This window comes from Brevundimonas sp. GW456-12-10-14-LB3 (genome assembly GCF_059424365.1).
The window spans coordinates 73469-92171 of record NZ_JBWKZJ010000006.1 but is presented as its reverse complement, the minus strand read 5'-3'; the positions used below and the strand labels follow the sequence as shown (position 1 = coordinate 92171).

Annotated in this window: 19 protein-coding genes; 8 read left to right on the top strand and 11 right to left on the bottom strand. The window is 67.3% G+C overall.

Annotated elements, in window-relative coordinates:
- Nucleotides 1–24: 24 nt before the first annotated feature.
- Nucleotides 25–474: a tRNA (cytidine(34)-2'-O)-methyltransferase gene (locus AC07XS_RS04620; protein WP_182713667.1), complete on the top strand. Its 450-nt coding sequence runs from the start codon at nt 25–27 to the stop codon at nt 472–474.
- Here AC07XS_RS04620 and AC07XS_RS04615 read toward each other — a convergent pair.
- Nucleotides 449–2074 carry an ABC-F family ATP-binding cassette domain-containing protein gene (locus AC07XS_RS04615; protein ID WP_182713668.1) on the bottom strand — a complete coding sequence of 542 codons (1626 nt, stop codon included), beginning with the start codon at nt 2072–2074 and terminating at the stop codon, nt 449–451. The two genes, AC07XS_RS04620 and AC07XS_RS04615, sit on opposite strands and share 26 nt — an antisense overlap.
- 229 nt (nt 2075–2303) lie before the next feature.
- On the opposite strand from AC07XS_RS04615, the gene AC07XS_RS04610 reads away from it, so the two are divergent.
- Nucleotides 2304–2798 carry a group III truncated hemoglobin gene (locus AC07XS_RS04610; RefSeq protein WP_182713669.1) on the top strand — a complete coding sequence of 165 codons (495 nt, stop codon included), beginning with the start codon at nt 2304–2306 and terminating at the stop codon, nt 2796–2798.
- Between the two features lies 1 nt (nt 2799).
- Here AC07XS_RS04610 and AC07XS_RS04605 read toward each other — a convergent pair whose 3' ends face one another.
- Entirely contained in the window at nt 2800–3087 is a 288-nt protein-coding gene (locus AC07XS_RS04605) for a type II toxin-antitoxin system RelE/ParE family toxin (protein ID WP_182713670.1), read from the bottom strand.
- Nucleotides 3084–3362: a hypothetical protein gene (locus tag AC07XS_RS04600; protein ID WP_007389818.1), complete on the bottom strand. Its 279-nt coding sequence runs from the start codon at nt 3360–3362 to the stop codon at nt 3084–3086. Before AC07XS_RS04600 ends, AC07XS_RS04605 begins: the two co-directional genes overlap by 4 nt.
- 132 nt (nt 3363–3494) lie before the next feature.
- Here AC07XS_RS04600 and uvrA point away from each other — a divergent pair, with 132 nt between their 5' ends.
- Entirely contained in the window at nt 3495–6443 is a 2949-nt protein-coding gene (gene uvrA / locus AC07XS_RS04595) for an excinuclease ABC subunit UvrA (RefSeq protein ID WP_182713671.1), read from the top strand.
- Nucleotides 6444–6473: 30 nt separating this feature from the next.
- Here the strand turns inward: uvrA and AC07XS_RS04590 are convergent, their stop codons facing one another.
- Nucleotides 6474–7280: a hypothetical protein gene (locus AC07XS_RS04590; RefSeq protein ID WP_182713672.1), complete on the bottom strand. Its 807-nt coding sequence runs from the start codon at nt 7278–7280 to the stop codon at nt 6474–6476.
- Nucleotides 7281–7417: 137 nt separating this feature from the next.
- Between AC07XS_RS04590 and AC07XS_RS04585 the strand changes: the two genes are divergently transcribed.
- Nucleotides 7418–8218: a DUF4198 domain-containing protein gene (locus tag AC07XS_RS04585; protein WP_182713673.1), complete on the top strand. Its 801-nt coding sequence runs from the start codon at nt 7418–7420 to the stop codon at nt 8216–8218.
- A 29-nt stretch (nt 8219–8247) separates the two neighbouring features.
- Here AC07XS_RS04585 and AC07XS_RS04580 read toward each other — a convergent pair whose 3' ends face one another.
- Nucleotides 8248–10737: a glycoside hydrolase family 3 protein gene (locus AC07XS_RS04580; protein WP_182713674.1), complete on the bottom strand. Its 2490-nt coding sequence runs from the start codon at nt 10735–10737 to the stop codon at nt 8248–8250.
- 241 nt (nt 10738–10978) lie between these two features.
- Complete coding sequence (locus AC07XS_RS04575; RefSeq protein WP_182713675.1) at nt 10979–11188, bottom strand: DUF3126 family protein; 210 nt, start codon at nt 11186–11188, stop codon at nt 10979–10981.
- A 231-nt stretch (nt 11189–11419) separates the two neighbouring features.
- Here AC07XS_RS04575 and AC07XS_RS04570 point away from each other — a divergent pair, with 231 nt between their 5' ends.
- The gene (locus AC07XS_RS04570; protein ID WP_152949876.1) at nt 11420–11848 is read left to right on the top strand and encodes a hypothetical protein; all 429 of its coding nucleotides are present in this window, start codon (nt 11420–11422) and stop codon (nt 11846–11848) included.
- 41 nt (nt 11849–11889) lie between these two features.
- Here AC07XS_RS04570 and cysE read toward each other — a convergent pair whose 3' ends face one another.
- Together cysE and AC07XS_RS04560 are read right to left on the bottom strand one after the other, a co-directional pair.
- Nucleotides 11890–12711, bottom strand: coding sequence for a serine O-acetyltransferase (cysE, locus tag AC07XS_RS04565; protein WP_054766901.1), 822 nt, complete (start codon nt 12709–12711; stop codon nt 11890–11892).
- Nucleotides 12712–12731: 20 nt separating this feature from the next.
- A complete protein-coding gene (locus tag AC07XS_RS04560) occupies nt 12732–13358 on the bottom strand; it encodes an NUDIX hydrolase (protein WP_182713676.1) in 627 nt (208 codons plus the stop codon).
- A gap of 45 nt (nt 13359–13403) precedes the next feature.
- On the opposite strand from AC07XS_RS04560, the gene AC07XS_RS04555 reads away from it, so the two are divergent.
- Both AC07XS_RS04555 and AC07XS_RS04550 read left to right on the top strand, forming a co-directional pair.
- On the top strand, nt 13404–14012 hold the full coding sequence (locus tag AC07XS_RS04555; RefSeq protein ID WP_182713677.1) for a nitroreductase family protein: 609 nt from the start codon (nt 13404–13406) through the stop codon (nt 14010–14012).
- 69 nt (nt 14013–14081) lie between these two features.
- Nucleotides 14082–14846 carry an EAL domain-containing protein gene (locus AC07XS_RS04550; RefSeq protein WP_054765373.1) on the top strand — a complete coding sequence of 255 codons (765 nt, stop codon included), beginning with the start codon at nt 14082–14084 and terminating at the stop codon, nt 14844–14846.
- Here AC07XS_RS04550 and AC07XS_RS04545 read toward each other — a convergent pair.
- Together AC07XS_RS04545 and AC07XS_RS04540 are read right to left on the bottom strand one after the other, a co-directional pair.
- Nucleotides 14826–15698 carry a DUF817 domain-containing protein gene (locus AC07XS_RS04545; RefSeq protein WP_182713678.1) on the bottom strand — a complete coding sequence of 291 codons (873 nt, stop codon included), beginning with the start codon at nt 15696–15698 and terminating at the stop codon, nt 14826–14828. The genes AC07XS_RS04550 and AC07XS_RS04545 overlap by 21 nt on opposite strands.
- Nucleotides 15699–15789: 91 nt before the next feature.
- On the bottom strand, nt 15790–15972 hold the full coding sequence (locus AC07XS_RS04540) for a hypothetical protein (protein ID WP_152949872.1): 183 nt from the start codon (nt 15970–15972) through the stop codon (nt 15790–15792).
- A 249-nt stretch (nt 15973–16221) separates the two neighbouring features.
- Between AC07XS_RS04540 and AC07XS_RS04535 the strand changes: the two genes are divergently transcribed.
- Nucleotides 16222–18207, top strand: coding sequence for a TonB-dependent receptor (locus tag AC07XS_RS04535; protein ID WP_182713679.1), 1986 nt, complete (start codon nt 16222–16224; stop codon nt 18205–18207).
- Between the two features lie 27 nt (nt 18208–18234).
- Here AC07XS_RS04535 and queF read toward each other — a convergent pair whose 3' ends face one another.
- A complete protein-coding gene (gene queF / locus AC07XS_RS04530; RefSeq protein WP_054765370.1) occupies nt 18235–18696 on the bottom strand; it encodes a preQ(1) synthase in 462 nt (153 codons plus the stop codon).
- Between the last annotated feature and the right edge of the window lie 7 nt (nt 18697–18703).

Sequence of the window (18703 nt, the reverse complement as noted above, 5' to 3'; positions counted from 1 at the left end):
GGTCGCGTATACCTAGGGCTTAGAATGCGTCTCGCCCTTTTTCAACCGGACATTCCTCAGAACGTCGGCGCCTGTATCCGGCTGTCGGCCTGTTTCGGCGTCGCCCTGCACGTCATTGAGCCCACAGGCTTCCGTTTTGACGACCGCGCCATGAAGCGGGCGGCCCTGGATTACGGCCCCCTATCGCACATGACCCGCCATGCGGATTGGGACGCGTTCCAGCGCGAGCGACCCGCCGAACGGCTGGTGCTCTTCACCACCAAGGGGGCGACGACCCTGCCCGACTTCGTCTTCGAACCCACCGACACGCTTCTGTTCGGCAAGGAGACCGCCGGCGCCCCGGACTATGTGCACGCCGCCGCAGACGCGCGCGTGGTGATTCCGCTCAGACCCGAGGCCCGGTCGCTGAATCTGTCGGTCACGGCGGGCATCGCCCTTTGGGAGGGCCTCAGGCAGACGGGCGGGCTAGGCTGACCGTCCGATCTATCCCGACCGCCGCCAGGAAGTCCGCATCGTGGCTGACGACAACAAGGGCGCCGTCATAGGCGCTCAACGCCGCCTCCACCGCCGCCACCGAATCGAGGTCCAGGTGGTTGGTCGGCTCATCCAGCACCAGAAGCTGCGGCGGGCGCGTTCCCGTCATGACGCAGGCCAGGGCGGCCCGCAGCCGTTCACCGCCGGACAGGTCGCCGACCCGCCGATGCGCGGCCGTATTTCGAAACAGGAAGCGTGCCAGGGCCGCCTGGGCTTCTTGGACCGAACCGTCCGGATTCAGCCGCATCCAGGCCTCGACCAAGGTTTCGTGGGGGCGCAGCAAAGCCGCCTCCTGATCCAGCAAGGCTGCGGGAACAGGTCGCTGCACTTGACCCGAAGTCGGTGCAAGATCGCCGGTGATGAGCCGCAGCAGGGTGGTCTTGCCCGCGCCGTTCGGGCCGGTGACGGCGACCCGCTCCGGTCCGGTCAAGGTCAAATCCACAGGACCGACGATCCGCCGCCCGTCCTGTGTCGTCCAGACCGCCCCGCTCAAGGTCGCCACCGTCCGTCCCGCCGCAAGACCCGTGGCGGGCATGGGGATGGTTAGGGTCCGCACCCGCTCCACCCCTTGGCGCGCGGCGGCCAGGGCGGTTTCCGCCTCCGCCGCCTGGCGCGCGGCCAGCAACCGGTCGGCCGCGCCGCTGTTTTCGGCCCGCTCGGCCCGGGCGTCGATCAGAATCCTGGGCATGTCGCCCTTGGCCGCCTTGCGGCGTCCGGCCGCGTCCCGCCGCGCTTTCATCTCCGTGCGACGCTGGGCGTCCGCCGCCACGCGGGCCAGCGTCCGTTCAGCCTCGACCAGGTCGCGTTCGGCCGTTTCGCGCTCAATCGCCTTGCGCGCGACGTAGAGGTCGTAGTTCCCGCCATGGACGGCGACCCCCAGGCCGGACAACTCGACGATGCGATCCATGCGACGCAGCAGATCCCGGTCATGGCTGACCACCACCGCCCCGCCCTTCCAGCGACCCAGCACCTCGGCCACCCAGCGCCGCGCCTGGACATCCAGATGATTGGTCGGTTCGTCCAGCAGGATCAGATCCGGCGCCGCGAGGATCAGGCCCGCCAGCCTCAGCCGGGTCTGTTCTCCGCCGCTGAGGCTCCTCGTCGCCCGGTCCATCGGCAAGCCCTTCAGCCCGACCTCGGCCAAGGCCGAGGCGATCCTGGGCGCCAGCGTCCAGTCGGCGTCGGCCATGTCCTGGGCGTCGCCCTCGCCGGCCAGCAGACGGTGTATCGCCGCCAGGGCGGGCGCGACGCCCAGGGTTTGCCCCGTCGTCTCGTCCCGCGACGGATCGGACCGTTGATCCAGAACGCCGACGGAGGCGGCGCGCGTCACACTTCCCTCGCTGGCCGAAAGGTCGCCGGCGATCAGACGCAGCAGCGTGCTCTTGCCCGCGCCGTTGCGACCGACAACGCCGGTGCGCTCAGGCCCGAACGTCAGGCTCAGATTGTCGAAAAGCGTAACGCCGTCAGGCGTTCTAGCGGCGACCTTGTCGAGGGTCGCGAGCGCGGACGGGAACGCGCTTCGGCTTGGGCTGGTTGGCATGGAGGATCACGAGCAGCATGGCGGACAGGGCGGAACCGGTTGCCAGTGCGATGATCATGATCTTCGAGCCTCCTGCTCAAAACTCGTCAGAGACAGGAGGATGGGTCGTATTTGTGCAATCCGCAAGTCCGGGGAGCCCCTGATATGAACACGCCCGCGCGAAGAGGCGGCCCTGGTTGGACCAAAGGTCCGATGGCGCGGTGCGCGCCCAGCCGCTAAGGACGCCCGGATGCAGACCCCCTTCCGTATCGAAGACGCCGAAGGCGCCGCCGCCCGGCGCGAAGCGGCCGTCCAACGCCTGCGCGTCGAGACGGGGATAGACGAGGCGATGATCGACGCCCTGGTCGAGGGCTTCTACGCCTGCGTCCGCGACGACCGGCTGATCGGGCCGATCTTCGCGGATCGGATCGCCGACTGGGGCCCGCATCTGGCGCAGATGAAGCTGTTCTGGTCGTCGGTCGCCCTGTCAACCGGGGTTTATCAGGGCAGGCCTATGCCCAAACACCTGCCCCTGCCGATCGACGCCCGCCATTTCGACCGCTGGCTGGAGCTTTTCGCCGAGACCGCCCAAAATCTTTGCCCGCCCGTCGCCGCCGCCCACTTCATCGAACGCGCCCGCCGCATCGCCCAGAGTCTGGAGCTGGGCATTGCGACGGCCAACGGCGTGATCCTGGACAAGGACGAACGGTTCGTGCGTCCGGCCGAAGCGTGGACGCCGGAATAGGTCAGGACGACCGGTCTTCGCGCGTGTGAAAAATCCGGCTCACGATCACCTCGGCCCGCTTGATCCGATACCGGATGACATAGCCGGCTCGGCCGAACCGCACGACCATGTCGCGGCCTCCCAACCCGTTCTTCGGCGTCCGCTCGGGAAAATGCTCAAGCGTTCTTAGGGCCTTATCCAGCACATCGGCGGCGTACAAGGCAGCAGCCGGCGCAACGTCAGCCAGGAAGTTCGAAACGCGGATCAGATCGCTGCGAGCGGGCGGCAGCAACCGGACCCTGTATTTCACGACTTCTCCGCCAGCCGCCGAGCCAGATTGGCGTGAAAATCCTTCAAGGCGTCCTCAAGAGGTATGGTGACGCCCGTCCTCTCGTACTCCGCCCACCGTTCGGCGTCCTCTGCGACCCATGCCGCAGGATAGTGTCTTTCATCAAAGACATCGCCGATCACGCCTTCGAGCGTCTGTATGGCGAACTCCATCGGGTCCGCGCCCGCAGCCTCAGCCGCCGCCTTCAGCCGGCGGGCCTGATCCTCATCAAGGTGAATGTCGAAGCCGTCGGCCATGAAGTCACATTATCTCAGGCCGCTGACCGCCGCAATGTTCCCACATTGTTCTTGCTTAAACCGGGCAAATCATCCCCATATAGCGATGTCGCGCCGGAGCCCTCCGGCTCCTCTCGGCGTTTCCCGGACCGCATGACCGAAAAGCACAACTTCATCCGCGTTCGCGGCGCCCGCGAGCATAATCTCAAGGGCGTGGACATCGACATTCCGCGCGAACAGCTGGTGGTGATGACCGGCCTGTCGGGCTCGGGCAAGTCGTCCCTGGCCTTTGACACCATCTACGCCGAGGGCCAGCGCCGCTATGTCGAGAGCCTGTCGGCCTATGCCCGCCAGTTCCTGGAGCTGATGGGCAAGCCGGACGTGGATCTGATCGAGGGGCTGTCGCCGGCCATTTCCATCGAACAGAAGACCACCTCCAAGAACCCGCGCTCGACCGTCGGCACGGTGACTGAGATCCACGACTATATGCGCCTGCTGTGGGCGCGGGTGGGCGTGCCCTATTCGCCGGCCACCGGACTGCCGATCGAGAGCCAGACCATCAGCCAGATGGTCGACAAGCTGACGGCCCTGCCGGACGGCGAACGCATCCTGCTGCTGGCCCCGGTCGTGCGCGGCCGCAAGGGCGAGTACAGGAAGGAAATCGCCGAGTGGCAGCGCCAGGGCTTCCAGCGGCTGAAGATCGACGGCCAGTTCTACCCCATCGACGAAGCCCCGACCCTGGACAAGAAGTTCAAACACGACATCGACATCGTCGTGGACCGGATCGTGACGAAGCCGGATCAGGAAGGGCGCTACGCCGACAGCCTGCAGACGGCGCTGAGCCTCGCCGACGGCATCGCCACGGCGGAATGGGCCAGCGTCGCCGAGGGCGAGACAGCGCCGCGCACCCTCGTCTTTTCTGAACGGTTCGCCTGCCCGGTCTCGGGTTTCACCATCTCGGAGATCGAGCCGCGGCTGTTCTCGTTCAACAATCCCTTCGGCGCCTGTCCGGTGTGCGACGGCCTGGGGGTCAAGCTGGCCTTCGACGCCGACCTGGTGATCCCGGACCGCGACAAGAGCCTGCACAAGGGGGCGGTGGCGCCGTGGGCGCGCGGCCCCTCCCCTCTCTATACCCAGACGCTTCAGTCGCTGAGCCGCCACTACGGCTTCTCGATGGACATCGCTTGGCGCGATCTGCCGGCCCAGGCGCACAAGGCGATCCTGCACGGCACGGGCGCCGAGAAGATCAAATTCACCTATGACGACAACGCCCGCAAATACGAGGTCTCTAAGCCGTTCGAGGGCGTCCTGCCGAACCTGGAGCGGCGCTGGCGCGAGACCGACAGCGCCTGGGTGCGCGAGGAACTGGCCCGCTACCAGTCCGAGACCCCCTGCGAGGCCTGCGGCGGCAAGCGGCTGAAGCCCGAGGCCCTGGCCGTCAAGGTCGGCGGCGAGGACATCGCCGATATCTCCATGCTGTCGATCTCCAAGGCCTACCTCTGGTTCTCGACCCTGGAAGAGAGCCTGACAGAGAAGCAGATGGAGATCGCCCGGCGCATCCTGAAGGAGATCTGCGACCGGCTGCGGTTCCTGAACAACGTCGGTCTGGACTATCTGAACCTGTCCCGCTCGTCCGGCACCTTGTCGGGCGGAGAGAGCCAGCGCATTCGTCTGGCCTCGCAGATCGGTTCGGGCCTGACCGGCGTCCTCTATGTGCTGGACGAGCCCTCCATCGGCCTGCACCAGCGCGACAACACCCGCCTGCTGGAAAGCCTGAAAGGGCTGCGCGACCTGGGCAATTCGGTCCTTGTGGTCGAGCACGACGAGGAAGCCATCCTGACCGCCGACTATGTCATAGACATGGGTCCGGCCGCCGGCGTCCACGGGGGCACGGTCTGCGCCGAGGGCACGCCGCGACAGGTTATGGCCAATCCCAACAGCCTGACCGGCAAATATCTGACCGGCGAACGGGAGATCGAAATTCCTGCCGATGGCCGCCGTCCGGTGGACCGCAAGCGGATGCTGAAGATCTCTGGCGCCAGCGGCAACAATCTGAAGAGCGTCACCGGCGAAATCCCGGTGGGCCTGTTCACCTGCATCACCGGCGTATCCGGAGGCGGCAAATCGACCTTCACCATCGAGACCCTGTACAAGGCCGCCGCGCGTCGCCTGAACAATGCGTCGGACGCCCCCGCCCCCTTCGACCGCATCGAGGGGCTGGAGCATTTCGACAAGGTCATCGACATCGACCAGTCGCCGATCGGCCGCACCCCGCGCTCCAATCCCGCCACCTACACCGGCGCCTTCGGCCCCATCCGCGACTGGTACGCCGGCCTGCCGGAATCCAAGGCGCGCGGCTACGGCCCCGGCCGTTTCAGCTTCAACGTCAAGGGCGGCCGCTGCGAGGCCTGCCAGGGCGACGGCGTCATCAAGATCGAGATGCACTTCCTGCCCGACGTCTACGTCACCTGCGACGTCTGCAAGGGCAAGCGCTACAACCGCGAAACGCTGGAGATCGTCTTCAAGGGCAAGTCGATCTCGGACGTCCTGGACATGACGGTCGAGGAGGCCGCCCAGTTCTTCAAGGCCGTGCCGCCGATCCGCGACAAGATGCTGACGCTGGAGCGGGTGGGCCTCGGCTACGTCAAGGTCGGCCAGCCCGCGACCACCCTGTCCGGCGGCGAGGCCCAGCGGGTCAAGCTGTCCAAGGAACTGTCGAAACGCGCGACCGGCCGGACCCTCTACATCCTCGACGAGCCGACCACCGGCCTGCATTTCGAGGACACCCGCAAACTTCTGGAAGTGCTTCAGGAACTGGTCGAGGCGGGCAACACCATCGTGGTGATCGAGCACAATCTCGACGTCATCAAGGTGGCGGACTATCTGCTCGACTTCGGGCCGGAAGGCGGCGACGGCGGCGGCGAGATCGTCGCGGTCGGCACGCCGGAACAGGTGGCGGAGAATGAGGCCAGCTGGACCGGAAAATACCTCAAGGAGGTGCTGGATCGCCACGAGACCCGGCGCAAGGCGCGGGTCGCGGCCCTGGGTCAGGCGGCGACGCCCCCGCCGGCGAAGCGGAAGCGGGTCAAGGCCTCGGCCTGAGGTTTTACTCCAGACGCTGAAACGTCTCCGTCAGCCCTCCAGCTGCTTCAAGATCGCCGCGAACGGACTCCAAAGCAGGACGGTGATCAGTGCGAAACCGAGCGCCATCAGCGTCATCAGCAGCAGGGCCGCCAAACCCGCGCCCGCGCCGGAGCCGGACATGGCCGCCGCCATAGGCCAGGCGACGAGGGCCAGCAGCAGACCGACCAACAAGGCCATGGCGACGGCGAGCACATTCACGCCGATCAGAGGCCAGACGATGGGGCCGCTGCGCTTCCATCCCTCCACGAGAGGAAGGCCGCGCCGCAGCACCGTGAGAGGCGGGACCAAGCTGAGTCGAGCCGCCACCCATAGACCCAGTGCAAAGGCGATCAGATTCACGACGACGCTTCCCGCCAGACCGATCGCCGCGTCGGCGCCCCGAGTGGCAAGGTCTGCTCCGACGTTCAATACGAGCTGAACGACGACCAGAATAATCAGAACCCCCAACATCCGAGCCTCGGTCTTGCCCAGTCGCAGGAAGCCGAACCGTCGTTTCTCAGGCTCAAGCACTGCGCGGTAGACGGCCGGCGCGACGAGGGCCTGGGCCAACAGCAACGGCGGCATGAATCCAGCCATGGCCAAGCCGAAGGCTTGTAGCGCTTCTGGCGACAAGGCGTTGATATCGCCGTTGGCGGCCTGCAACTCGGCCATATGGGGCATGATTGCGGGCGCCGCGAGCAGGCTGCTCAATATGAGCCCGATCAGCCAGACCATCGACCAGAGGAGAACCGCCGCCGGGTTCTGGCGCGTCACGCGAAACCCCTCGAATGCGGCGTCGGTGGCGGAAAAACTCATGATCGAACTCCAGATCAGATTCGGCGCGACTCTAGCCCATCCCGTCGTCGGCGTCCGGTCCCAGACGCCCCTATCCCGAACCCTTTGTTGCAATTCGTTCTCACTTGCATACTCTGCCTCGGCCTATGAGGACGACCATGACCCGACATCCCCTCCACGCCGGCCTTTTGGCCTCCCTTCTGTCCGTCTGGGGCGCGGGCGTGGCCCAGGCCCACTCCCCCTATCTTCGGCCCAATCTGTTCGACGCGGGGCGGCGCGATCATGTGACCGTCGAGGCGGCCTTTACCGAGGAGGTGTTCAACGCCGAGGTCGCCATGCGGTCCGACGGCTTCCATGTAGTCGGGCCAAACGGCGACACGCCGATCAGCGCCGTCACCTATCTGCGCGATCTGGCGGTGTTCGAGGCGCCGACGCCGGTGGACGGCCTCTATCGTCTGTCATCCGGCCCACGCGCCGGCCGCACGACCAAGATGTACCACACCCCCTCCGGCTGGAAGATGGTCGGCGAAGAGGATGCGCCGCCCCCGCCCGGCGCCGAACTGGTCGATGTCCAGAGCATCACCGTCGCCGAGGCCTATGTTATGCGGGGCGTCCCCGACGAGGCGGCGCTGAAGCCCACCGGCCAAGGGCTGGAGCTTCAGCCTCTGATCCAGCCGAACCAGATCGTCGCCGGCGAGGACGCGACCTTCCGCCTGCTGTTCGACGGCCAGCCCCTGGCCGACGCGCCTGTCACCGTCTTTCGCGAAGCCGGCCAGTACGACGGCAAGACGATCGAGACCGAAACCGCCACCGACGCCTCCGGCGTCCTGACCCTGCGGGTCTCGGCGCCCGGCGCCTATATGACCCAGGTCCGCTACCGCACCGCCGCCCCGGCAGGCAGCCCCACCCCCTACCGCAGCTACACCCACACCCTGACCTTCACCGCCGACGCGGGGTGAAGGCGGAGGGGACCGTCATGTCGCGCCCTTTAGGCCGGGCAGCGCGTTTCGGTCTGGCTGGCATCCAGCTTGATCTCGGAGACCGAGACGGTCATCGCACCGCTGGTCGCCATGTGGAACGGAACCTCGACGCGCGACAGGTCCCCGCCGTCGGTGCGGAAACAGGTCAGGGGAATGCGGGCTTCGCGCCACTGGCCGACGGGGGCAGAGCGCAACAGGCCGGTCAGGTCCACCGCTCCGCCGCCCAGTTTGAACGCCACCGGGGCGGACGGCGCGACGTCAACACGATAGCGGAAGCCCAGGGCGACGGCGCCGTTGGCTTGGCGCGTCAGATCAACGGGCGTGCCCCAGATCTCGACGCTGGCCGGCCCGGTTCCCGCAAAGGCGAACTGCTGACCGCTCTCCTGGGCCAGGTCGTCTACCGGGCGTGAGGCGACGCCGGCGCGCGGGCTGGTCGTCGTCTTGGCCGTGCCGGGTCGGGTCTGACCTCCTGCGTCGTTCAGCAGCAGGCTCCAGGGCGAGACGAACCGGCCGTCGACGAAATAGCGATCCAGATTGGTCGCCTGGGCCGAGACCCCGCTCTCCTCCGACAGCATTCCGACTCGCGCCGGGGCGGCGTAGGTCAGGCCGTAGCCATAGGCGAACTGCGGATCATAGCCGGGCTGGCCGTGGTTCAGCGGCGTTCCCGTCGCATCCTTGGGCCAGCTGAAGGACAGTTTGCCGTGGAAGTCGTGGCGCGGTTTGCCGTCGGCTCGGCCCACCAGGACGTCGGCGATCCCCCCGCCTTCGGTCCCCGGCAGCCAGGCGGCCACAAAGGCGTCCGAGGCGTTGATCTCCGGATTGGTCCACATCGGCCGCCCGGACAGGAAGACCGACACGGTCGGAATCCCCGCCGCCTTCAGCCGCTTCAGCGTCTCCAGCGGCGCGGTCGGGACATAGTCTAGATTGTCCACGTCGCCTTGGAACTCGGCATAGGGGGTCTCGCCGAAGACGACGATCGCCACATCCGGTTTTTGGGTGAAGGACCCGTCCGCGCTCAAGGTTGCGGTCCCGCCGCCGGCCTTCACCGCCTCTTCGATCCCGCTCCAGATCGACTGGCCCTGGGGGAAGTCGGCATTCGTATTGCCCGTCCCCTGCCAGCTCAGGGTCCAGCCGCCCGAGGCCTGGCCGATGTCGTCAGCCGCCGTCCCCGCCACAAGCACCCGCGCATTGGCCCGAACCGGCAGGACGCCGTCATTCTTCAACAGCACCAGCGACTTGCGCACCGCCTCGCGCGCCAGGGCGCGGTGCGCGGGTGAAGCCAGCTCCTCGAACCGGCCTTCCATCGGCCGCGCCGGTTCGAACAGGCCGGTCTTGACCTTGGCCACCAGAATGCGACGCACCGCCTCGTCCACCCGCGCCATAGGGATCTCGCCCGACCGGGCCTGGGCCAGGGTCGAGGCGTACAGCGGCTTCCAGCTGTCGGGCGCCATCAGCATGTCGATGCCCGCGTTGACCGCCAGGGCGCAGCTCTCATTGGTGCAGCCCGGCAGTTGGCCGTGCGCGTTCCAGTCGGAGACGACGAATCCCTTGAACCCCAGCGGCCCGCGCAGGACATCGGTCAGCAGGGTCGGATTGCCTGAGTGCTTGTAACCGTTCCAGCCCGAGAAACTGGCCATGATCGACAGCACGCCCGCGTCGATGGCCTGGACGTATCCGCCCAGGTGGACGTCGATCAGCTCCTGCTCCGTGCCCCGGAAATCGCCCTGATCCTCGCCCTCGAAGGTGCCCCCGTCGGCCAGGAAATGTTTGGCCGATCCGGCGATATGGCCGGGCGCCAGCGGCCGCCCCGGCTGCAGCTCGCCCTGAAGGCCCAGGGTCATCGGCCCGGCGTAGGACCGCTGGACCTCGGGGTCTTCGGCATAGCCCTCATAGGACCGACCCCAGCGGTCGTCGCGCGGCACGGCCAGGGTGGGGCCGAAGGTCCATTCGGCCCCCGTCACCGCCACCTCCAGCGCCGTGGCCTCGCCGATGCGTCGGATCAGGTCCGGATCGCGCGCGGCGCCCAGGCCGATGTTGTGCGGGAAGATGGTGGCGCCGGGGACATTGTTGTGCCCGTGAACCGCGTCGATGCCGTAGATCAGCGGGATCACCGTCCCGCCCCGGCTCTCGTTGGCGGCGCGGAAGGCGCGGGCCAGGTCCAGCCATTTCTGCGGCGGCGCCTTGTCGTCGCCCCAGGGGCCGGAGCTGCCGCCCGCCAGGATCGAACCCAGCGGATAGGTCTTCAGATCGTCGGGGGTGATGGCCGAAATATCGGCCTGGATCAGCTGACCGACCTTCTCCTCCAGCGTCATCCTGGCCATCAGTTCGGAGACGAAGGCCTCGGTGCGGGCGTCGGATATGGCGGCCGGGGTCGCGGCCTGCGGCCACAGGGCCGGGTGAGCACGCGACGCTTCGGGAACCGTCGCCGTCTGGGCCAGGGCCGGCGCGCCCCCGCTCACGGCCAGGGCCAGCACCATCAGGGACACAGTCGCGCGCATCGGATTTCCTCTCGGGATGAACCAGGAGGACGTGCGTCTGACGGATCGGAAAACAGGCGGACGGGCGCGACGGAACGGCGACGTCCCGACCCTTGCCCCTCAGCGCGTCTGCTCCCGAGCGATCGAACCGCCGCCCTTCGGCGCGATTAGGGCCGGGCCGGCGCAACCCGTCAAGCCATTTTTGAGAACGTTCTCACAACCGCCCTGCGCGCGATGTCGCAGGGCGGTCGGCGCGCGCGACTTAGGCCGGCAGGTCTTCGGCCAGGATGGCCATTTCGAACATGAAGGAGCCTTCCTCATCCTCGTCCTCGAAGACGACGCCGATGAACTCGTCTCCGACATAGACTTCGGCCGAGTCATTCTGCTTGGGACGGGCCTTCACGATGATGCCGCCGGTGTTGAAGGTGCGCTTGAGGTGGGCCTCGATGCGCTTCAGGTCAGTGTCTTTCACGGGGGCCTCATGGTCTTGGGTTGGCCGCGGACCCTAGAGACATCGGGGCTTCAGGGGAACCGGCGACGCGCATTTTCCCCAATCCGCCGCAGGTCCATCACATCCGGCCCCTCGCCTTTCGCTCCGCACGTGCGCGAGCGCCGGCCCTTTCGACGAGATGTCCAAAGATTCACGTGACCATCCCGAGTTTCCGCCAATATTGATCAGAGGCTGAATTCCAGGAATACCAGTATGAACCGACGGCTGGTTCTAACGTCCGTCCTCGCAAGCCTCGCCCTGGGCGACGCGGCTATTGCTCAGGCGTCCGGCCCCATAGGCGCCGCAGACGTGGTCGGCGAATGGTCGCTGTTGGTCACGCCCGCTCCCGACAGCGAAAACAGGATCACATTCAAGGGCAAGGATGGAAACGAACGGCTGAACTTTCCACTCAGGATCACAGCCCAGCCCAGAGGCCGTCTCGCCTGCGTGCTGGACGGCGAATCCGCAGAGTGTCGGATTCGAAACGGGGACCTGATCGTCGTTTATTCCGGCGGCGGCGTAAGGCTGATCTATACGCTGACGGACCGAGCGCGTGACGGCTTCAGAGGCTCGGCAGCGATGCGGGTGCGCCTCTTGCCGGTCGGCGGCCGCATCGGCGATGTCCGAATGGTTCGCCGCTGACGGCAGGGATCAGGAGCGCGGAAGGTCCGCTCGGCTCCTCCTCAGATCACGAAGTCGTACACCACCTCTGCCAGCGTATGGTCCATGGTCCGGGCCGGTTCGGCGCCGGTGGGGCAGTTGACCAGGCGCGCCGGCACCCCGGCCACGGTGCAGCCGGACGGCACAGGCTTCAGCACCACCGAGCCCGAGGCCACCTTGGCGTAGTCGCCGATATGGATATTGCCCAGCACCTTGGCGCCGGCGCCCAGCAGGACGCCCTTGCCGATCTTGGGGTGGCGGTCGCCGCGCTCGGCCCCCGTGCCGCCCAGGGTGACGCTGTGCAGCATGGAGACGTCGTCGCCCACGACCGCCGTCTCGCCGATGACGATGCCGGTGCCGTGGTCCAGGAACAGCCCCTGGCCCAGCCGCGCGGCCGGATGGATGTCCAGCTGGAACAGTTCGGAGATCCGGCTCTGGAAGTGGAAGGCCAGGGTCTCGCGGCCCTGGCCCCACAGCCAATGGGCCACACGCCAGCCCTGCAAGGCCTGGAAGCCTTTGAAATAGAGGAAGGGCTGCAACAGATTGCGGATGGCCGGATCGCGCTCGGCCACTGCGCGCAGATCCGCCTCGGCCGCCGCGACCATGGCCGGATCAGCGGCGAAGGCCGACAGGCAGACCTCGCGCACCGACATGGCGCTCATTTCCGGATCGGCCAGTTTGCGCGCGATCTGGAAGCTGAGGGCGCCGGCCAGATCATCGTGCGACAGGATGACGGCGTTCATCTGCGATCCCAGCTGGGGCTCCTCGCGCGAGGCGGCCTCGGCGGAGGCGCGCAGCTGGCGCCACACGCTGTCAGTTTCCGCGACGACTTCAAGCTTGGGCATGCCGGACTCCTTCGGCGACATCATACCCGCCCCAGCATGGCCTTAGCCAGCGCCGGAGGCAGGGCTCCATTCAAGGCCATATGATAGGCCTTATACGCCGTCGCCACCGTCAGGCTGTCCCGCACCGTCCCGCGCCCGACTTCGTCGAGCAGATCCAGGAACGGCACGCGCACGACGGCGATCACCTCGGTCGGGTCCGGCGCGACCGGCACAGGCCGCAGGCCCCAGGCGATCCAGGTATGCGCCATCTCGGTCGTGACCGAGTTCGACAGCTCCATCGTCAGGGCCGGCGTCCAGTGGGCGGCCTCCAGCCCCGCCTCCTCGACCAGCTCCCGCCGGACGCCGTCGAACGGATCCTCGTCGAGGGAGGCCCCGCCCTCGGGCATCTCCCAGGAATAGTTGGCGAAGGCGAACCTCTGCTGCCCGACCAGAACCACCGTGCCGTCGTCATGCACCGGCAGCACCCCGGTCGCGACATTCTTGGGCCGCATCACCGCATAGTCCGCCAGCCGACCCGTCGGGGCGATCACCCGGTGTCGGGTCAACCGCATCCACGGATTCTCGAACACCGTCTCCTCGGTCTCGCTGCGCCAGGCCGGCGGCTTGGCCAGGCCGGCGGCCCATTTCGGTTCGTCGGAATTGCTCATGCCTCAGCTATGGCGGACGGCGGGGGGAAAGCCTAGCTAGACCGCATGACCCCGCCGCCCCTCTTTTCGTTGAACGCCGCCCTGCCCGCACCGGTCCCGTCGCAGGAGCTGCGCGATCGGCTGGCCACACGCCGCTCCGCCCCGGCCCAGGCCCTGACCAGCCCCGGCCCGACCGAGGCCGAACTGGATCAGATCCTGACCCTGGGCGCCCGCACGCCCGATCACGGCAAGCTGTTTCCCTGGCGGTTCGTGGTCCTGGGGCCGCAGAGCCGCGGGGAAATCGCCGAAAAACTGTCCGGCCTTGCGCAGACCCAGGGCCGTCCCGCCAAGGAGCAGGCGGTCCTGGCCAAGCTGACCGCCGCCCCCGTCACCATACTGGTCATCTCGGCGCCCGTGCCCGACGCCAAGCCGCTCTGGGAGCAGCAGATGTCGGCCGGCGCGGTCTGTATGAATCTGGAGCATGCGGCCGGCGCCTTCGGCTATGCTTCCAGCTGGATCACGGACTGGTACAGCTATGACGCCCAGGCCACAGCCCTGTTCGGCCTGACCGACGGCGAGGCGGTCGCCGGCTTCATCCATATCGGAACCCTGAACGAACCGGCCCTGGAACGCCCCCGCCCCGACATGGCGGCCAAGGTCACCCGCCTGCCCTAGATCTGGACAGGCCTTGTCGTTAATCTTTTCCCTCTAAGCGTCAGACCCTTAGCTGTAGCGAGTGGTCCGATGTCCTGTGTGGGTTGCAAAGATGGGGCGGGGTTCGACCTGCCCATCACCATGGCTTTCCAGCCCATCGTCAACGTCTCAACACAGACAGTCTTCGCCTACGAGGCGCTTGTGCGGGGCAAGGACGGCGCCGGCGCCGGTCAGGTGCTGGCTCAGATAGCTGACCACAACCGCTACGCCTTCGATCAGGTCTGTCGCACCACCGCGATCGAACTGGCGGCCGGGCTCGACATGGCGGCGACGGGCGCCAACCTGTCGATCAATTTTCTGCCCAATGCGGTCTATGAGCCGCGCGCCTGCATCCGCGCCACCCTGGCGGCGGCGATGCGAACAGGCTTCCCCGTGAACAAGATCATCTTTGAGTTCACCGAGAGCGAGGCGATGGACGCCGACCACATCCTGAACATCCTGCGCTCCTATCGCGCCATGGGGTTCAAGACGGCCATCGACGACTTCGGCGCCGGTTACGCGGGCCTGGGTCTGCTGACCCTGTTCCAGCCGGACATCGTCAAGCTGGACATGGCCCTGATCCGCGACATCGACACCGATCCGGTCAAACGCACCATCGTGCGCAACACCCTGAACATGCTGCGCGATCTGGGCGTTGAACCGGTCTGCGAAGGTATAGAGACCCCGGCCGAACACGACGTCCTGCGCGACTTGGGCGTCGATCTGATGCAGGGCTATCTGTTGGCAAGACCGGCGCTTGAGGCCCTGGGGCTGGTCGCCTGGCCCCGCGCCGCGTCACTGGCCCGCACCGCCTGACGGTTCTTCCTCCGGCCGGTGCACCAGCGAGACCAGCACCACCGAAATGATCATCAGCAGGAACCAGGCGCCCAGCTTTTGCAGGGACACCGGCTCCCAGCCCCCGTCCTGCCCCGGATAGGTCCAGGCCCGCGCGAAGGTGCCCAGGTTCTCGGCGACCCAGATGAACAGGGCCACCAGCCCATAGCCCAGCAGCAGCGGCATCGACCGCCGACGCCGGTCCGCCGTGAAATAAAACCGCCCCCGCCCGAACAGCAGGGCCGTCGCCAGAAACAGAACGATCCGCACATCCGGCAGCCAGTGATGGGCGAAGAAGTTCACATAGATGGCCGCCGCCAGCAGCCAGGTGGTCCACAGCGGCGGATACCGCCGCACCCGGATATGAAAAATCCGCTGCACCCGCGCGATATAACTGCCCACCGCCGCATACATGAAGCCCGAGAACAGGGGCACGGCGCCGATGCGCAGCAGACTGTCCTCCGGATAGACCCACGACCCGTGCGCCGTCTTGAACAGCTCCATGATCGTTCCCGCCACATGGAACAGGAAGATCACCCGCGCCTCCTCCCAGCTCTCCAGCCGCAAAACCAGCATGGCCGCCTGGATCACCACCGCCCCGACCGCCAGAAAATCATACCGCGAGATCGGCGCCTGATCGGGCCACCACAGGAAGGTGCCGACGATCAACCCCAGCATCAGCCCCCCGAACAGACACGCCCACCCCTGTTTCAGCCCGAACCAGAGGAATTCGTAGGCGTAGCGACGCGGACGAGACCGGTCGGCCCAGGTCTGGGCGCGCGTGAGGAGACGGCGCCCCCAGGCTTCCAGAGGCAAGGAGGAACTTCGCGACATGCCCAAGGCTTAGCCCAAGCCGGCGGACTTGCCATCCGCTGTCGATCAACTTAAGCCTCGGCCCGCGATGCGACGCCCTGGGCCCTCCCTGTCAGCCGGTCTGAAGCTGGTTTTGCAGCTGGTGCTGGCGCTTGTCGCCTTTGCGCCGGCGGCGTCGGCCCACGCCTGCGCCGAAGCGAACTGCGCGGCAGTCGCTGTCGTCGGCGAAGCCGTTTCGGATCAGGACCAGGGCTGCATCGATTGCGGGCCTGCCTGCGCCAACGGCTGCTGCCACGCGCCTCACCCCGCATATAGATCAGACCCGATCCTGATCCAGACGCTGGCTCACACAGCCGCGCGTCACGCCTGGCGTCAGTCGCCGGAACCTACGCCGGTCGATACCGCCGGCCCCGACCGCCCCCCGCGCGTCTGATCCCGCCAGGGCCGCACAGGCCCACTTCGCCTCGTCCGCGTCGTTCCGCTGCTGGGTGGAGCGCGCCTATCGTCGTCAGGGCCGGCCCGTGCGCCGGCCGAGGATCAGATCATGACCATCGCCTATCATCTCCTGGCCGGAGTCGCCTTCGCGACTCTGCTGCCCGCCGCCGCCGCCCTCGCCCAAGACCAGAGCCAGACCTCGCCATACCCGCCCCAAACACCGCCCGCCGAAGAAGTCGCGGAGCTGGAGGAGATCTTCGTCGTCTCGACCCGCTCCCGCCGCCGCGTTCAGGACGAGCCCGTCCGGATCGAGGTGCTGAACGAAGAGGAGATCGCCGAAAAGCTCATCATGCGTCCAGGCAACATCTCGATGATCCTGGCCGAAACCGGCGGGGTGCGCGTCCAGGTCACCTCCCCCGGACTGGGATCCGCCAACGTCCGCGTTCAAGGCATGAGGGGTCGCTACACTCAGTTGCTGGCCGATGGCCTGCCCCTTTACGGCGGCCAATCCTCGTCCCTGGGCCTGCTGCAGATCCCGCCCAGCGATCTGGGGCAGGTCGAGGTGATCAAGGGCGCCGCCTCGGCTCTATACGGCGGACAGGCTTTGGGCGGCGTGGTCAATCTGATCTCCCGCCGACCGGGCGAAACCCGCGAAGGCGAGTTGATCCTGAACGCCACTTCGCGCGACGGTCAGGACGTCTCGGCCTACGCCGCTGCTCCCCTGTCTTCAGACTGGAGCGGCTCCGTCCTGGCGACCTACAATCATCAGGCGATCCAGGACCTGGACGACGACGGCTGGATCGACATGGCCGGCTACACGCGCTGGTCGGCCCGGCCGCGGCTGTTTTGGAACGGCGACGACGGCGCGACCCTGTTCCTGACGGCAGGCGGCATGACCGAGCGGCGGCGGGGCGGCACGCGCGACGGCGCCCTGGCCCCCGACGGTCAGCCCTTCCGACTGGATCAGGAGACTGACCGCCTGGACGCCGGCGCCGTCTATGAACGGCCTCTGGGCGACAGCGCCTGGCTCCAGGCCCGCGCGTCCGCCGTCGAACAGAGCCACCGCCACCGGTACGGCGATCTGATCGAAGAAGACCGCCACCAGACCTTCCTGGTGGAGTCCTCCGTCTCGGCCGAGGCTATGGGCGCCGACTGGATGGGCGGCCTGGTATGGCAGGCGGATGACTACGCCTCGGACGCCTTCCCGGCCTTCGACTATCGCTACACGGCCCCGGCCGTTTTCGCCCAGGTCGAACGCGACTGGACCGAGGATCTGACGGTTTCGGCCAGCGCCCGCTATGACGACCACAGCCGCTACGGCGGTCAGTTCAGCCCGCGATTGTCCCTGCTTTGGCGACCGGGTCCGTGGACCGTGCGGGGTTCGTGGGGACGCGGCTTTTTCGCCCCTACGCCCTTCGTGGAGGAGACCGAGGCTGCGGGCCTGTCGCGGCTGGAGCCCATCGCCAATCTGGAGGTGGAAACGGCCTCGACCGCCTCGCTGGACCTGGGCTGGGCCAGAGGATCTTGGGAGACCAGCCTGACGCTGTTCGGGTCGGACATAGACGACGCAGTGCGGCTTCAGCCTGTCTCCGCCGACCGAGCGCGGCTGATCAACGTGGACGGCGTCACCCGCACCCGTGGGGTCGAGCTGCTGGGCCGCTGGCGCCGGGCGCCTTTCGTGCTCACCGCCAACTACATGTATCTGGACGCCGACGAGCCGGAGGAAGCAGGATCTGCGCGGCGCGACACGCCGATGACGCCGCGTCATTCGGCCGGCTTCGTGGCCATGTGGGAGGAACACGATCGCGGCCGCCTCGGCTTCGAGGCCTATTACACAGGCGCCCAGCCGCTGGACGACGATCCCTACCGCGATCGCGGCGAGGCCTACTGGGAGCTGGGGCTGTTGGGCGAGGTGGTTCTGGGTCGCTACCGCCTGTTCCTGAACCTGGAAAACATTCTGGACGAACGCCAGACCCGGAGCGATTCCTTGCTCAGGCCGACCCGCACGGCGGACGGCCGCTGGACAACCGACGCCTGGGCCCCGTTGGAGGGGTTCGTCGCCAACGCCGGGGTCCGTATCCGTTTCGGCGGTTGATCCAGACGTCGCGGGCGGGGTGCGATCTCACCCCCGCCCGCGATAGGTCGGCACGCCCTGGTCCGGCAGCCACAGGCCCTCGGGCGCCGGGCCCGTCTGCCAGAAGACGTCGATCGGTATCCCCCCGCGCGGATACCAATACCCCCCGATCCTCAGCCATTTCGGCTCCAGCAGATCCGCCAGCCGCCGGCCGATGGCGACGGTGCAGTCCTCGTGGAAGGCGCCGTGGTTGCGGAAACTGGTCAGGTACAGTTTCAGGCTCTTGGACTCGACCAGCCAGTCGCCCGGCGCATAGTCGATGACGATATGGGCGAAGTCCGGCTGGCCCGTCACCGGGCACAGGCTGGTGAACTCGGGCGCTGTGAACCGGGCCAGATACAGCGTATCCGCATGCGGGTTCGGCACCCGTTCCAGCACGGCCGTCTCGGGACTGGTCGGGGCGGCGGTCTGGGCGCCCAGCTGGCTGAGGTTGTCGGTGTAGTGGGTCATGGCGCGC

What these genes read in the sequence shown, in the direction of transcription:
- AC07XS_RS04620 (WP_182713667.1), top strand. Translation starts at nt 25, where the DNA reads ATGCGTCTCGCCCTTTTTCAACCGGACATTCCTCAGAACGTCGGCGCC.
- AC07XS_RS04615 (WP_182713668.1), bottom strand. Translation starts at nt 2,074, where the DNA reads ATGCCAACCAGCCCAAGCCGAAGCGCGTTCCCGTCCGCGCTCGCGACC.
- AC07XS_RS04610 (WP_182713669.1), top strand. Translation starts at nt 2,304, where the DNA reads ATGCAGACCCCCTTCCGTATCGAAGACGCCGAAGGCGCCGCCGCCCGG.
- AC07XS_RS04600 (WP_007389818.1), bottom strand. Translation starts at nt 3,362, where the DNA reads ATGGCCGACGGCTTCGACATTCACCTTGATGAGGATCAGGCCCGCCGG.
- uvrA (WP_182713671.1), top strand. Translation starts at nt 3,495, where the DNA reads ATGACCGAAAAGCACAACTTCATCCGCGTTCGCGGCGCCCGCGAGCAT.
- AC07XS_RS04590 (WP_182713672.1), bottom strand. Translation starts at nt 7,280, where the DNA reads ATGAGTTTTTCCGCCACCGACGCCGCATTCGAGGGGTTTCGCGTGACG.
- AC07XS_RS04585 (WP_182713673.1), top strand. Translation starts at nt 7,418, where the DNA reads ATGACCCGACATCCCCTCCACGCCGGCCTTTTGGCCTCCCTTCTGTCC.
- AC07XS_RS04580 (WP_182713674.1), bottom strand. Translation starts at nt 10,737, where the DNA reads ATGCGCGCGACTGTGTCCCTGATGGTGCTGGCCCTGGCCGTGAGCGGG.
- AC07XS_RS04570 (WP_152949876.1), top strand. Translation starts at nt 11,420, where the DNA reads ATGAACCGACGGCTGGTTCTAACGTCCGTCCTCGCAAGCCTCGCCCTG.
- cysE (WP_054766901.1), bottom strand. Translation starts at nt 12,711, where the DNA reads ATGCCCAAGCTTGAAGTCGTCGCGGAAACTGACAGCGTGTGGCGCCAG.
- AC07XS_RS04560 (WP_182713676.1), bottom strand. Translation starts at nt 13,358, where the DNA reads ATGAGCAATTCCGACGAACCGAAATGGGCCGCCGGCCTGGCCAAGCCG.
- AC07XS_RS04555 (WP_182713677.1), top strand. Translation starts at nt 13,404, where the DNA reads ATGACCCCGCCGCCCCTCTTTTCGTTGAACGCCGCCCTGCCCGCACCG.
- AC07XS_RS04550 (WP_054765373.1), top strand. Translation starts at nt 14,082, where the DNA reads ATGTCCTGTGTGGGTTGCAAAGATGGGGCGGGGTTCGACCTGCCCATC.
- AC07XS_RS04545 (WP_182713678.1), bottom strand. Translation starts at nt 15,698, where the DNA reads ATGTCGCGAAGTTCCTCCTTGCCTCTGGAAGCCTGGGGGCGCCGTCTC.
- AC07XS_RS04535 (WP_182713679.1), top strand. Translation starts at nt 16,222, where the DNA reads ATGACCATCGCCTATCATCTCCTGGCCGGAGTCGCCTTCGCGACTCTG.
- queF (WP_054765370.1), bottom strand. Translation starts at nt 18,696, where the DNA reads ATGACCCACTACACCGACAACCTCAGCCAGCTGGGCGCCCAGACCGCC.